Below are 13,010 nucleotides of genomic sequence, written 5' to 3'. Positions count from 1 at the left end.
CGGGCCGGGGGTTCCGAAACGGACCCTGAATCACCGGTCGATGGCAGCGACGATAAAATGAGAATATGTAATGGTAATGGAAATCCGGTGTCGCAGAAATGGACATTCCGGGTTGCCCAGGGACAGCCCTCCGCCCGGACCCAAGGCCGCATGAACGCCCGCACCGCTCCGCCTGCCACCCCCCTGCTCATCGACGCGGACACCGTCGTGCGTAGCGCGCGTACCGTCATCGCCACCGAAGCGGCCGCCATTCGTGGGCTGGAACGGCGCGTGGACGCCACTTTCGTCCGTGCCTGCCAGATGATCCTTGCCTGCAAGGGGCGCGTCGTGGTCTCGGGCATGGGCAAGTCCGGGCATATCGCCCGGAAGATCGCGGCCACCCTCGCCTCCACCGGCACCCCGTCGTTCTTCGTCCATCCAGGCGAGGCCAGCCATGGCGACCTGGGCATGATCCAGCCGGACGACATCGTCCTGGCCATCTCCTATTCGGGCGAAACCGACGAGCTGCTGTTCATCCTGCCGGCGATCAAGCGCCAGGGCATCGCCCTGATCTCGATCACCGGCAACCCGAACTCGTCGCTGGCCGGCCAGGCCGACGTCAATATCGACGGCAACGTGGCCACGGAGGCCTGCCCCCACGGGCTGGCCCCCACCGCCAGCACCACCGCGGCCCTGGTCCTGGGCGATGCCCTGGCCGTGGCCCTGCTGGAAGCCCGCGGTTTCACTTCCGACGACTTCGCCCGCTCGCATCCGGCCGGCAGCCTCGGCCGCCGCCTGCTCCTGCATATCGGTGACGTCATGCACAGCGGCGACGACGTGCCCCGCGTGCTGGTAACCGCCACGCTCAGCGAGGCGCTGGTGGAAATGACCCGCAAGCACCTGGGCATGACCGCCGTGGTCGAGCCGGATGGCCGCCTCGTCGGCGTGTTCACCGACGGCGACCTGCGCCGCGCGCTGGACGACGATGGCGTGGATCTCCGCGGCGCCACCGTGGCCCAGCTGATGACCCGTGGGCCGAAAACCATTGGCTCGGACAAGCTGGCCGTCGAAGCCGCCCAGATCATGGAAAAGCACCAGATCCACGCGCTCCTGGTCACTGACGCCGACGGTTGCGTGGTCGGCGCCCTCAACATCCACGACCTGCTTCGCGCGCGCGTCGTCTGAACCCCGGCGAATCATGGCCTACACGCATTACTCCGAGATCCCCGCCGACGTCCTCGAGCGCGCCGCACGCATCCGCGTCATCGTGTTCGACGTGGACGGCACGCTCACCGATGGCCGCCTGTGGTATGCCGAAGACGGCCGCGAGACCAAGGTCTTCCACGTGCATGACGGCCTGGGCCTGAAGCGGCTGCAGGAAAACGGCATCAAGGTGGCCATCATCACCGCGCGGATCAGCCACCCGGTGTCGCTGCGCGCCGAGGAACTGGGCATCCAGCACGTCTACCAGGGCCAGAAAGACAAGCGCGCCACGCTGAATGCGCTGCTCGACGCCCTGAACCTGGCGCCCGAACAGGCCGCCTTCGTCGGCGACGACCTGCCCGACCTGCCGGCCATGGGCATCAGCGGCCTGGCCGTGGCCGTGGCCAACGCCCACCCGTGGGTGGCCGAGCGTGCCCACTGGCGCACGCGCCTGGGTGGCGGCTACGGCGCGGCGCGCGAAGTGGCGGACATGATCCTCGCCGCCCAGGGCAAGGCCGAAGCCGAGCGGGACCGCTGGCTGTGAGCGCACTGAACCTGTTCAAGGACCGCAGCTCGGCAAGCATGGCGGGCATCCTGCTCGCCGCCCTCGGCGCCAGCGTCCTGCTCTATTACTGGGTGGCTCCCGAGAAGAAGGTGGACGACTTCATCGGGCCGCCGCGCTCGGGCTACGTGCTCACCACGTTCGACCTCGATTCGTACAACGAGGAAGGCAAGCCCGCGTTCAAGCTCATCGCGCCCCACCTGGAGCGCCGCGAGGGTGACGAATCGCTGTACATCAATGCGCCCAACTTCGTGCTGCCCTCCACCAAGGAAACCGACGTGCCCCCGTGGACGGGACACTCGCAGTACGGATGGGTGAACAAGGACGGCACCATGCTCAAGCTCCAGGGCCTGGTGCACATGGACCGCATCGCCTTCCAGACCAATCCGCCCGCCAGCATCGACACCTCCGAGGTCACCGCGTGGCCGAAAGAGAACCGCCTGGAGACCGCCGAGGCGGCGCGGATCGTTCAGGGAACCTCTACAATGGACGGCGTAGGCATGCGCGCCAACCTCGACACCAAGCACCTGGAGCTCCTCGATGCAGTCCACACCACGTACCAGCCACGCAAGCGCTAAGGCACTGATCGCGGCCTGCGGCGTGGCGCTGCTCGCCGCCGCGTCGCCTGCCATGGCCAAGCAGTCCGACCGCCAGCAGGTGGTCGACGTCAAGGCAAAATCCTTCGATGGCAGCCAGCAGCCGCAAGGCATCGCCATCTATACGACGGGCGTGGTCATCACGCAGGGCACGCTGAAGGTCACCGGCGTCAAGGCCACCATCTATTTCGACGACCAGAACCAGGTGACGCGCGCCGTCATCGTCGGCAGCCCGGCCACGATCGAGCAGCAGGACGACGACGGCAACTGGATGCACGGCCACGCGGCCAATGTCGATTATCACAACGATACCGGCATCGCGATCCTCACCGGCAACGCGCATATCGACCAGCCGACCAAGGGCACGGCCGATGGCGACAAGCTCACCTACAACACGAACGACAGCACGATGACCGGCGAGAGCAATGGCGCCTCCACCGTGCACATGACCTTCCAGCCGAAGACGCAGCCCGGGGCTGCGCCGGCCAAGCCTGCCGCACCGGCGACCCCCGCCGCTCCGGCACCCAACACGAAGAAGCCCTGACCCAATGCTTTCAGCCCAAGGCCTGCAGAAGCGGTTCCGCGCCCGCCAGGTGGTTCGCGATTTCGCTTTCTCCATCCGCGAAGGTGAGGTGGTTGGCCTGCTCGGCCCCAACGGCGCCGGCAAGACCACCTGCTTCTACATGGTGGTTGGCCTGATCCAGGCCGATGCGGGCCAGATCAAGCTCGACCAGCAGGACATCACCGGCCTGCCGATGCATGCGCGCGCCAAGCTCGGCATCGGCTACCTGCCGCAGGAAGCCTCGGTATTCCGCCGCCTCAGCGTCTCCGACAACATCCTCGCGGTGCTGGAACTGCGCGAGAACATGACGCAGAAGGAGCGCGAGGTCGAACTGGAAAGCCTGCTGGACGAACTGAAGATCTCGCACATCGCCGAGCAGAAGGGCATCAGCCTTTCCGGTGGTGAGCGTCGCCGCGTGGAAATCGCGCGCGCCCTCGCCGCCCGCCCGCGCTACATGCTGCTCGACGAGCCGTTCGCTGGCGTGGATCCCATCTCGGTGGGCGAGATCCAGCGCATCGTCCGCCACCTGAAGGAACGCGGCATCGGCGTGCTCATCACCGACCATAACGTCCGCGAAACGCTCGGCATCTGCGACCGCGCGTACATTCTCAACGACGGCGAAGTGCTCGCCCGCGGCACGCCGCAGCACATCCTGGCCGACGAGAAGGTCCGTGAGGTGTATCTGGGCCGTGAATTCCGCATCTGATCTGCCACTTAGGCACATGCGAAATCGGCCAGCTGGCCTAGCTGGCCGGGCGGCTGGTTTAGCGGGGCCGCGAAGGGTTACGATGCGTTCGTAACCCGATCCTGCGAAGGTAATGAAACCCGGACTTCAGTTTCGCCTGCATCAGCAGCTCACGCTGACGCCACAGCTCCAGCAGGCCATCCGCCTGCTCCAGCTGTCGCAGCTGGAGCTTGAGGCCGAGCTTCGCCAGATAGCGGAGAGCAACCCGCTGCTCGAGTTCGCCGAAGACGCTGAATCGGAAGCCGAGGCGACCGAGGAAACGGCCACCTTTGACGAAACGATGGATTTCCGGACCCGCGACGAAGTGCCGGCCAAGGCCGCCCGCGAGGACGAAGAGTCCACCGCCTCCCCCTCCGAGGAGCTCGCCCCCGACTGGGACGACGACCGCTTCCACGGCGAGGCGGGCGATTACGCCGGCGCCCCGTCACGTAACGGGGGCGGCGACGAAGACGGCTTCGAACCCCAGAATGCGGCGCCGGAAAGCCTCCAGCAGCATCTGGAGTGGCAGCTCAACCTGTCCCAGTTCACCCCGCGTGACCACGCCATCGCCACGGCGATCATCCACGCCCTGGACGAAGACGGTTACCTCCGCGACGGCATCGAGGCCGTCCTACCGGCGCTGCACGACCTCCATGCCGGGCTGGAAGAGATCGAGGCGGTGCGCCAGCGGGTCCAGCGCTTCGACCCGACCGGGATTGCCAGCCTGGACCTGCGCGACTGCCTGCTTTGCCAGCTGGGCCAGTTTGCCGAGACCACGCCGCACCGCGACCTGGCCATCCGCATCGTTTCCGAAGAAATCGAGCTGCTGGCCCGCAATGACACCGCCAAGATCGCCCGCCGCCTCAAGGCCGGCGAGGCCGACGTGGCCACGGCAGCCGCGCTCATCCGCAGCCTGGACCCCCGTCCCGGCGCCGCGCTGGACGCCACCCCGGTGGAATACGTGGCGCCCGACGTCTACGCCCGCCGTGAGAATGGCCGCTGGCGGGTGAGCCTGAACGCCGACGCCCAGCCCCGGCTGGGCCTCAACCAGCATTACTGCAACCTGATAGCCCGCGCCCGGGGCGACGACGCCACGTGGATGAAGGGCCAGCTGCAGGAGGCCCGCTGGCTCCTGAAGAGCCTTCAGTCGCGCGCCGAGACACTCACCAAGGTAGCCGAGGTGATCGTCCGCCGGCAGAGCGCCTTCCTCGACTACGGCCCCGAAGCCATGCACCCGCTGGTGCTGCGCGAGGTGGCCGAAGAGGTGGGTATGCATGAATCGACCATTTCCAGGGTTACCACGCGCAAGTACATGCACACGCCGCGCGGTACCTTCGAGCTGAAACATTTCTTTTCCAGCGGCGTGGCCACGGAAGACGGCGGCAGCGCGTCCGCAACGGCCATCCAGGCCATGCTACGCAAGCTGATCACGGCGGAAGACCCGCGTCGCCCGCTGTCCGACCAGGCTCTCGCGGAGGAGCTTCATCGACGCGGCATTCAGGTGGCCCGACGTACGGTGGCCAAGTACCGGGAAGCGATGCGCATCCCAAGTTCCAGTGAACGCGTGCGCGCCAACTAACCGCACGCGGAACCCTCGCGGAGGATCACGGTCCCACGGTTTCAAGGTTCAGGAGTGGCAACCGGCCATTCCCATCTCGCCGCCCCTCATCGGCGGCACCCTCAGTAAGAAGGAGGCGTCATGCAAATCCAGATCAGCGGCCAGCACATTGCCATTACCCCTGCCCTGCGCGAGCGCGTGGAACAGCAAATCGGCCGCTTCGAACGCCTTTTCGACAACATAACTGCGTTAGACGTCGTGCTTTCGGTGGATAAGGCCGAGCACAAGGCCAGCGGCACCCTCCATTGTTCAGGCACCCGGTTGCACGCCGACAGCAATATCCGCGTGCAGGACGACAGCAAGAACGACCGGATGTACGCCGCGGTGGATGACATGATCGCCAAACTGGCCGACCAGCTGCGCAAGCATAAGGAAAAGCTCAAGGATCACCATAATGCCGAGGTCCGTGAGGCCCGCGCGGCGATCTAAAGCGCCAAAGCGCCCCTGTGGCACAATATAAGCAAGCCGGCACACCCGTGTGCCGGCTTTTTTCTTGACAGGGACCCTCTCGTGGATCGGCTTACCGCCAGACAACTCTTCGACGGCGTTCATGAACGCATGGCCCTGCGCTGGGTAGCGGGCATGCGTGGCGAAGCCCGCGTCCTGGAACCGAACACCAAGCAGAGCCGCCGCCCGTCCCTGGTCGGCTACCTCAACGTGATCTACCCCAACAAGGTGCAGATCATCGGTACGGAGGAACTCAACTTCCTGGACGGCCTGGAATCGCGCCAGCGCTGGGAGGCCATCCACAAGATTGCCGCCTACCAGCCGGCCGCGCTCATCGTCACGAAGGACCAGGCGATCCCGCCGGACCTTCGCGAGGTGGCCGAGGAAACCGACACCCCCCTCTGGCAGAGCACCAAGCGCGGCCACGAGCTGCTCACCTACCTGCAGTACCACCTGGCGCGCACCCTGGCGCCGCGGGTGACCTTGCACGGCGTGTTCCTCGAGGTGTTCTCCATCGGCGTGCTGATCACCGGCGAGCCGGGCTCGGGCAAGAGCGAGCTGGCCCTGGAACTGATCAGCCGCGGGCACCGCCTGGTGGCCGACGACGCCACGGAATTCACCCTGATCGCGCCGGATGTCATCGACGGCGCCTGCCCGGAACTGCTGCAGGACCTGCTCGAAGTCCGCGGCCTGGGCGTCCTCAACATCCGTGAGATGTTCGGCCACACGGCCGTGAAGCCCTCGAAGTACCTTCGCCTGGTGATCCACCTCAAGCCGATGCGCGAGGGCGAGGAAACCGACGCCATGACCCGTCTCACCGGCGATGTCAGCCGGCGCAACGTGCTGGACGTCGACGTGCCCAAGATCACCATCCCCGTCGCCCCCGGCCGCAACCTGGCGGTGCTTGTGGAGGCGGCGGTGCGCAACCACGTACTGAAGAGCAAGGGCATCGACCCTGCCCAGACCTTCATCGACCGCCAGGCGCACCAGATGCGCCGGTTCTCCCCGTGGTGACCCAGGTGAACGACGAATCCCTCATGAGCCCCATTGTCGAAGCCGACGCCCTCCACCTGGTGGTACTCACCGGCATGTCCGGGGGCGGCAAGACGGTGGCCCTGCGCGCGCTGGAAGACCTCGAGTTCTACTGCGTCGACAACATGCCGTCGGAACTGATCCCGCAGCTGGTCGCCGCCGTGAGCCAGGGCGAGCACGGCCCGCGCCGGCGCATCGCCGTGGGCGTGGACGTGCGCAACCGCCGCTCGGACCTGGAGCGCATGCCGCACGTGCTGTCGGAGCTCTCCAGCGCCGGGGTCCACGTGCACCTGGTGTTCCTGGACAGCCGCGACGACGTCCTGATCAAGCGCTACTCGGAAACGCGCCGCCGCCACCCGCTGGCCATCGAGCGCCGTTCCCTCGCCGACTCCATCGCCGAGGAGCGCCGCCTGCTGCGCCCGCTGGTGGCCATCGCCGAGAAGGTGATCGACACCTCCGAGCTCAACGTGCACCAGCTGCGCCGCCTGTTCGCCACCGGCTACGCCGCGGCCAGTGACGGCACCACCCTGCTGTTCGAGTCGTTCGCCTACCGCCGCGGCCTGCCCTCGGACGCGGACTTCGTCTTCGACGCGCGCTGCCTGCCCAACCCCCATTGGGACCCGCGCCTGCGCCCGTTCTCCGGCCGCGACCAGGCCGTGCGCGAGTACCTGGACGCGCAGCCCATCGTGGGCGAGTACTATGCCGACGTGGCGCGCTGGCTGGACACCTGGCTTCCGCGCTTCGAAGGCGAGGACCGCAGCTACGTCACGGTCTCCATCGGTTGCACGGGCGGTCGCCACCGCTCGGTGTACCTGGTGGAGCGCCTGGCGCAGCATTTCCGCACGGAGCGCGGCAACGTCCTTACTTTCCACCGCGAGCTCGAATGAGCACCCTATGCACCCTCTCACACAGCAGGAGCCGGCCATGAGCGTTGGCGTGCTCCTCATGACGCACGAAGCCGTCGGCAAGGCGCTGGTGTCGGCTGCGCGCCACGTCATGCCGAAGCTGCCGCTGACGGTGGATGCCGTGGAAGTGCCGCCCGGTGCCGACCCGGACGTGATGCGCCAGCTCACCGCCAAGCACGCGCGCGACCTCGACACGGGCGCCGGCGTGCTGATCCTGGCCGACCTTTACGGTGCCACGCCGTGCAACATCGGCCTTTCGCTGGCTGAGCTTGGCGTGCACATTCGCTGCGTCTCGGGCCTCAACCTGCCGATGCTGCTGCGCGTTCTCAATTATTCGGAAAAATCGTTGTCCGAGCTGGCGGAAATCGCCGCCAGCGGGGGCCGCGGAGGGATCTTCATCGATCATGCTTGAACAGGAAATCACGGTATCCAACCGGCTTGGGCTGCACGCCCGCGCGTCCGCCAAGCTGGTGCAGCTGGTATCCACCTTCAAATCCACGGTGCACCTGCTAAGCAAGGGGCGCGAGGTCAACGCACAGAGCATCATGGGCGTCATGATGCTGGCGGCCGGCATGGGCACCACGCTCGTGATCCGCGCCGAGGGCGACGACCAGGAAGCGGCCCTGGCCGCGGTCATCGCACTGTTCAACAACAAGTTCGACGAAGGCCAATAAGCATGGGCGCCAGGGGGGCGAGACACGCATGAGGCACCAGCTGACCGGCACACCCGCATCCCGGGGCATGGCCCTCGGGCGGGCGCGCATGGTCCAGCCCAGCCTCTTCACCGTGGACATGCGCATGCTCGAGGACGCCGAAGTCGGCCCCGAGATCGCACGCCTGCACAAGGCCATCGACCATGCCCGCGCCGAGCTGCGCGAACTGCGCAGCAAGCTGCACGGCGCCCTTGCCCGCGAAGTTGGCGACTTCATCGATGCGCACAGCCTGCTGCTCGATGACGAAGAGCTGCTGCGTGGCCTCGACGAACTCGTCTCCGTCGGTCACTACACCGCCAGTGCCGCGCTGAAAATGCAGCGCGACCGCCTGGCGGCCGTGTTCGACGCCATGAACGACCCCTACCTGAAGAGCCGCGGCGAAGACATCGACCAGGTCATCGGCCGGGTCATGTCCGCCCTCTTCCAGAGCTCCAGCCGCGAAGAGCGCAAGCTCGCCGCCCGCGTCGGCGAAATCATTGTCAGCGACACCGTCGCCCCAGCCGACCTGGCGAGCATGGCCGGCCAGGGCATGCTCGGCGTGGTCACCACCGCCGGCAGCGTGTATTCGCACAGCGCCATCCTCGCCCGCAGCTTCAACCTGCCGATGCTGGTGGGCACGAAGGACGCCCTCGCAACGATCAACGACGGCGACCTCGTCCTGATCGACGCCGAGAACGGTGACGTCGTCGTCCACCCCACCGCGCAGGACCTCGCCCGCTACCGCCAGTGGCAGCGTCAGGCCGCCGCCGAAGGGCGCCGCCTCGCCGCCCTCGCCTCCGCCCCGACGCTGACCCGCGATGGCGCCCATGTGCGCCTGTTCGCCAACGCGGAGCTCGCCGGCGATGTCACGCTGGCGCGTGCGCGCGGCGCGGATGGCGTGGGCCTGTACCGATCCGAATTCCTGTTCCTGCGCCAGCGTGGCCTGCCCAGCGAAGACGAGCAGTTCGCGGCGTATCGCGATGTCGTCCTCGGCATGGGCGGCCTGCCGGTCACCATCCGCACGCTGGACCTTGGCGCCGACAAGGCCGACTCGGCCGGGCTGGCCATCCGCGGCGAAGAAAACCCGGCACTCGGCGTCCGCGGCATCCGCCTGTCGCTGCGCTACCCGGACATTTTCCTCGTGCAGCTCCGCGCCATCCTGCGCGCCGCCTGCTACGGCCCGGTGCGCGTGCTGGTGCCGATGATCACGCACCTCGGCGAACTGACCGAAGTACGCCGCCTGCTGAAGAAGGCGCGTGAGCAGCTCTCCCTCGAGGGGCATGAACTGCCCGAGCGGCTGGACGTCGGCGCGATGATCGAAGTACCCGCCGCCGCCATCGGCGTCGCCTCGATCCTGCAAAAGGCCGACTTCCTCGCCATCGGTACCAACGATCTCGCCCAGTACACCCTGGCCGCCGACCGTAACAACGATGCGCTGGAAGGTATTTACGACCCGCTACAGCCGGCCTTCCTGCGCCTCATCGCCCACGTCATCGCCGCCGCCCGCCGTGCCAAGAAGCCGGTGAGCCTCTGCGGCGAAATCGCCGGCGACATCCAGTTCACCGCGCTGCTGCTCGCCATGGGCCTGGAAGAATTCTCCATGCACCCCGGCCAGCTGCTCCAGGTCCGCGACCGCCTGACCACCCTCGACTGCGCCGCCCTGCGCCGCGCCGCGCCGCACCTGTTCCGTGCGCATACGCGCGACGAGGTCGAGCAGCGCTTGCTGGCGGTGGTGGCTAAGCAGGACGGTTGCGCGGGCGCGGCTTAGCGTTTCGTCCGGCTGCTGATCGCGCACAAGCGTACTCCTACAACAAGCAACACGCCCTTGTAGGAACGCGCTTGCGCGCGATCCCCGTCGAAGCCAAACCAAACACCATCACCCAGCTTTACAAACCACCTTGAGAGTGGCCGGCGCAGCGCGCACCCCGTCAAAATCCTTCGCGCCGACCGTCACCTCAATAGGCGGCCGCTCGAGATCTTCGCGCTTGCACAAATACTTCAGCTTGAACTTCTCAAGATCGCTCGGGCCAGACAGCGTCTTGTCGACGTTATGGCATCCCCGGTACGTGCACTTCTTATCCCGCGACCAGACCCTGATCGGGTAAACCGGGTTGCCCTTGAAGCTAAATGGCATTTGCACATCAATGCCCACTCGACCCACAACTTCCTCTCCCGGATTGATGACGAATTCCTCGCAGGGTCGTTTGTTACGGTACAGGCGGTAGCCTTTGGCGACGCCACGCATCGAGAGTGTCTGGAAGGCTCTGTCCTGTAGGAACTGGGCGTCCTGAGGATTGGTGTGGAAACCGACCTCGACGATGACGGACGGCATCGTTGCCGAGTTATTCTCCGCCTTCTTGGTGTGTTCGTGGGGCGAAGGCGCAACCTTGAATGAGTCAAACTTCGGGTTCGTCCGAAGAAGCTCTTCCGCGCTGCAAAGAATGCGCGAAGCGAGAACCCGATCCTCGGCCCTGTCTGTCACGTAGGCACGAAGTCCATTCACTTCAGGAGATTCCGCATTTGTGTGAATGTGTATAAGCGCGTCGGCCCCAACATGATTCGCATACAACGGCCGGCTTCGTATGTCTTCGTCGCGTTCCTCGAGCCCCTTCTTGTCTGCGGTCACGGGTTTGGTCGGCAACGATTGCCAGACGCCCTTAAGATCTGGAAATCGCCTTTCCAACTGGTACCGCACAGCAAGCCGCCACCAAGGCTGCTCGCTCGCGTCGTGAACGCCAGTAGGCGCTCCTGGGCGCAACTTATCGACACGTAAGCCATCCCGAAGCAGTGCGGACTCGAGATGACCCGAGAGGACGGTGGTCATATCGTCTTCCAAAACCCCGTTAACAGGCTCCCGTTGAGCGCGCCAGTCCTTGAATTTTCTATGGAAGTAGACGCCGTGCCCCGGTGCCACGACGACCAGCGGCCGGTCATCGGCGTTACGCTTCTTGCGCCCTGAAGTCGTGCGCGGCATCGCGTCGATCCCAGGCTTCCCCGACCAGTATTCTTCCTCGTGACCTCCGTACAAGAACCGGACACCCGTGGACCCATCAATCCGCTCTAGAAACGGCCAAAGCCGATTGAAGATGTAGTCACCCATGTCCTCACTCTCGGACAGCGACGTGTAGTCAAGAATTCGCCGATCCAGATCAACGACGATGACGTTGTCGGCGTCACTCAGATTTACCGTGGCGACAATCGGCCACGGATAGTCTTCGATGAGCTGCTTTCCCGAAAGCGCCTCGTCCAGCGTGACTTGCATCTGTGCCACCATCACCTGGCGCTCGTCAGGCGTCATCAACGCGACGGTCTTCGGCCTAACATCCTCGCAGCTTGCAACCTCGGTGAACGCGAGCAAGGTGCCAAACACCGCTATGGACAGGCATCGTCTATGTTGCTTCCGCTTCATTAGTACATTCCATAAACGTCGCAGATCGCGACGAAGGAATGATCAGGTCTCGAAACACCCCCGCGAATTGGACGGAGCCCAGAGGTTCACGACGGCCAGTTCAATCAACGTGCGTAGGCGAAGCCCTACCTAAGTCTTCACGAGACGGTTGATTGCGTGCGAGCTCATAAGCTTCCACTTGATCGTACGGTCTCCATTGCGCCGCGCAGGAACCGTCGCCTCTCCTAGAACTCGCGTTCACGTCCTCCAAAAAGACATCGCACCCCCCGCAGTCGCATCCATCACCTCGAGGACCGTGAATATCTCGTCATGTGCGTAATGACATACGCCCGTGTCATCGGGCATGTCGTATTCGGCCAGACGGCTGTCGAAGTCGACGACAATCTCGTTCTCCGCTTCAACCATGCTCAGTTCTGCGACGATGGGCCATGGGTAGTCCTCGACGCGATGCGTAGCCAGCGCGGCATCCACGTGCTGCCGCATAGCTTCGAGCGTGACTTGACGCTCTACGGGCGCCATCATGGCGAGCGTCCTGAGAGGCGTCTCTTCGGCTAAGACAGGGTTAGCCAGGACGAAGCATGTGACTGCGACGATTGAAGACACGCTCTTTTTCCAACAGTTAAGCATTTCGTCCATCGCTGGCTCCTCTTGCGAGCGCACACGATAGACGCTTGTGAGGGCGCGCGTGGCGTGAACTACGAACGTTGCGGCAATCACCTACGACTCGCAGCGGCGAACAGAGGATCTGAAACCACGCGCCCGTGTCTCGCGCGCAAACGCGCTCCTACAAGAAGCGTGCATGCCATTCCCCGTGCGCCTCGGCGACGCGGTCGGCGCCCAGTCGCGTCATGGCGGCGATCGCTTCCATCGACAGAGCCACCTGCTTGCAGTCCACCGCATCGGCTTCGTGGATCAGGTCGGCCAGCAAGCGGGTTACGCCACGCGCGTACTGAAGCCATTGCGTCGCCTCGTTCAGCAGATCGTGGACCGACGGATCGCACGTTGCGCTATCGCCCGCATGCCGCATGGGCCAGGTATCGTTTTCCAGATTCATCACTCGCTCCCTTGTTCATTCCCGCACAAGGCGGTGGTTGCCCGCGCGCTTTACGTCAGCGCGTGTGCGGGCAACGGAAGCGACCGTATCAAGGTGATCCGCCGATGTCTGTAAGTGGAAGAGACATCGTGTGTAGGTGGTCAGAGAGGACGGACACTGGCGTGGCGAGACCGCCCTGTTGGCTGGTCGCGCGCAAGCGCGCTCTTACAAAGAGACGGGCTTGGATA

At 65.2% G+C, this 13,010-nt stretch carries 15 protein-coding genes; 12 read left to right on the top strand and 3 right to left on the bottom strand.

Annotated features, from left to right (window positions below; translation table 11 throughout):
- The first annotated feature begins 150 nt into the window (after positions 1-150).
- From FIV34_RS04635 to ptsP, 12 genes are all read left to right on the top strand, one after another.
- The gene (locus tag FIV34_RS04635) at positions 151-1,164 is read left to right on the top strand and encodes a KpsF/GutQ family sugar-phosphate isomerase (protein WP_139980146.1); all 1,014 of its coding nucleotides are present in this window, start codon (positions 151-153) and stop codon (positions 1,162-1,164) included.
- 13 nt (positions 1,165-1,177) lie between these two features.
- Complete coding sequence (locus tag FIV34_RS04630; RefSeq protein WP_139980144.1) at positions 1,178-1,726, top strand: KdsC family phosphatase; 549 nt, start codon at positions 1,178-1,180, stop codon at positions 1,724-1,726.
- Positions 1,723-2,322, top strand: coding sequence for an LPS export ABC transporter periplasmic protein LptC (gene lptC / locus FIV34_RS04625; protein WP_246058747.1), 600 nt, complete (start codon positions 1,723-1,725; stop codon positions 2,320-2,322). The genes FIV34_RS04630 and lptC overlap by 4 nt, the downstream gene beginning before the upstream one ends.
- Entirely contained in the window at positions 2,285-2,884 is a 600-nt protein-coding gene (gene lptA, locus FIV34_RS04620) for a lipopolysaccharide transport periplasmic protein LptA (protein WP_139980142.1), read from the top strand. Before lptC ends, lptA begins: the two co-directional genes overlap by 38 nt.
- Before the next feature lie 4 nt (positions 2,885-2,888).
- Complete coding sequence (gene lptB / locus FIV34_RS04615) at positions 2,889-3,608, top strand: LPS export ABC transporter ATP-binding protein (protein ID WP_139980140.1); 720 nt, start codon at positions 2,889-2,891, stop codon at positions 3,606-3,608.
- A 112-nt stretch (positions 3,609-3,720) separates the two neighbouring features.
- Positions 3,721-5,205 (top strand): RNA polymerase factor sigma-54, encoded by a 1,485-nt coding sequence (locus FIV34_RS04610; RefSeq protein ID WP_139980138.1) that lies wholly within the window; start codon positions 3,721-3,723, stop codon positions 5,203-5,205.
- A gap of 120 nt (positions 5,206-5,325) precedes the next feature.
- Entirely contained in the window at positions 5,326-5,673 is a 348-nt protein-coding gene (hpf, locus tag FIV34_RS04605; protein ID WP_139980136.1) for a ribosome hibernation-promoting factor, HPF/YfiA family, read from the top strand.
- A 129-nt stretch (positions 5,674-5,802) separates the two neighbouring features.
- Positions 5,803-6,705, top strand: a complete 903-nt coding sequence (hprK, locus tag FIV34_RS04600) for an HPr(Ser) kinase/phosphatase (protein WP_246058802.1) — start codon at positions 5,803-5,805, stop codon at positions 6,703-6,705.
- A gap of 23 nt (positions 6,706-6,728) precedes the next feature.
- Complete coding sequence (rapZ, locus tag FIV34_RS04595; protein ID WP_211352711.1) at positions 6,729-7,610, top strand: RNase adapter RapZ; 882 nt, start codon at positions 6,729-6,731, stop codon at positions 7,608-7,610.
- 37 nt (positions 7,611-7,647) lie between these two features.
- A complete protein-coding gene (locus tag FIV34_RS04590; RefSeq protein WP_139980129.1) occupies positions 7,648-8,040 on the top strand; it encodes a PTS sugar transporter subunit IIA in 393 nt (130 codons plus the stop codon).
- Entirely contained in the window at positions 8,033-8,302 is a 270-nt protein-coding gene (locus tag FIV34_RS04585; RefSeq protein ID WP_139980127.1) for an HPr family phosphocarrier protein, read from the top strand. Before FIV34_RS04590 ends, FIV34_RS04585 begins: the two co-directional genes overlap by 8 nt.
- A 28-nt stretch (positions 8,303-8,330) precedes the next feature.
- Complete coding sequence (gene ptsP, locus FIV34_RS04580) at positions 8,331-10,088, top strand: phosphoenolpyruvate--protein phosphotransferase (RefSeq protein ID WP_139980125.1); 1,758 nt, start codon at positions 8,331-8,333, stop codon at positions 10,086-10,088.
- Positions 10,089-10,196: 108 nt separating this feature from the next.
- Here the strand turns inward: ptsP and FIV34_RS04575 are convergent, their stop codons facing one another.
- The 3 genes from FIV34_RS04575 to FIV34_RS04565 form a co-directional block, all read right to left on the bottom strand.
- On the bottom strand, positions 10,197-11,729 hold the full coding sequence (locus FIV34_RS04575) for an N-acetylmuramoyl-L-alanine amidase family protein (protein WP_139980122.1): 1,533 nt from the start codon (positions 11,727-11,729) through the stop codon (positions 10,197-10,199).
- A gap of 237 nt (positions 11,730-11,966) precedes the next feature.
- Positions 11,967-12,365, bottom strand: coding sequence for a hypothetical protein (locus FIV34_RS04570; RefSeq protein WP_139980120.1), 399 nt, complete (start codon positions 12,363-12,365; stop codon positions 11,967-11,969).
- Positions 12,366-12,513: 148 nt separating this feature from the next.
- Positions 12,514-12,783, bottom strand: coding sequence for a hypothetical protein (locus tag FIV34_RS04565; RefSeq protein ID WP_139980118.1), 270 nt, complete (start codon positions 12,781-12,783; stop codon positions 12,514-12,516).
- Positions 12,784-13,010 lie beyond the last annotated feature (227 nt).

The sequence above is a fragment of the Luteibacter pinisoli genome, assembly GCF_006385595.1.
Taxonomy (GTDB): Bacteria; Pseudomonadota; Gammaproteobacteria; order Xanthomonadales; family Rhodanobacteraceae; genus Luteibacter; species Luteibacter pinisoli.
Note: the sequence above shows the minus strand (reverse complement) of the source record. Positions and strands in the feature narration are given on the sequence as shown.

Coding starts and splice junctions, on each gene's coding strand:
- FIV34_RS04635 (WP_139980146.1), top strand. CDS start 151: ATGAACGCCCGCACCGCTCCGCCTGCCACCCCCCTGCTCATCGACGCG.
- FIV34_RS04630 (WP_139980144.1), top strand. CDS start 1,178: ATGGCCTACACGCATTACTCCGAGATCCCCGCCGACGTCCTCGAGCGC.
- lptA (WP_139980142.1), top strand. CDS start 2,285: ATGCAGTCCACACCACGTACCAGCCACGCAAGCGCTAAGGCACTGATC.
- lptB (WP_139980140.1), top strand. CDS start 2,889: ATGCTTTCAGCCCAAGGCCTGCAGAAGCGGTTCCGCGCCCGCCAGGTG.
- FIV34_RS04610 (WP_139980138.1), top strand. CDS start 3,721: ATGAAACCCGGACTTCAGTTTCGCCTGCATCAGCAGCTCACGCTGACG.
- hpf (WP_139980136.1), top strand. CDS start 5,326: ATGCAAATCCAGATCAGCGGCCAGCACATTGCCATTACCCCTGCCCTG.
- hprK (WP_246058802.1), top strand. CDS start 5,803: ATGGCCCTGCGCTGGGTAGCGGGCATGCGTGGCGAAGCCCGCGTCCTG.
- rapZ (WP_211352711.1), top strand. CDS start 6,729: ATGAGCCCCATTGTCGAAGCCGACGCCCTCCACCTGGTGGTACTCACC.
- FIV34_RS04590 (WP_139980129.1), top strand. CDS start 7,648: ATGAGCGTTGGCGTGCTCCTCATGACGCACGAAGCCGTCGGCAAGGCG.
- FIV34_RS04585 (WP_139980127.1), top strand. CDS start 8,033: ATGCTTGAACAGGAAATCACGGTATCCAACCGGCTTGGGCTGCACGCC.
- ptsP (WP_139980125.1), top strand. CDS start 8,331: ATGAGGCACCAGCTGACCGGCACACCCGCATCCCGGGGCATGGCCCTC.
- FIV34_RS04575 (WP_139980122.1), bottom strand. CDS start 11,729: ATGAAGCGGAAGCAACATAGACGATGCCTGTCCATAGCGGTGTTTGGC.
- FIV34_RS04570 (WP_139980120.1), bottom strand. CDS start 12,365: ATGGACGAAATGCTTAACTGTTGGAAAAAGAGCGTGTCTTCAATCGTC.
- FIV34_RS04565 (WP_139980118.1), bottom strand. CDS start 12,783: ATGAATCTGGAAAACGATACCTGGCCCATGCGGCATGCGGGCGATAGC.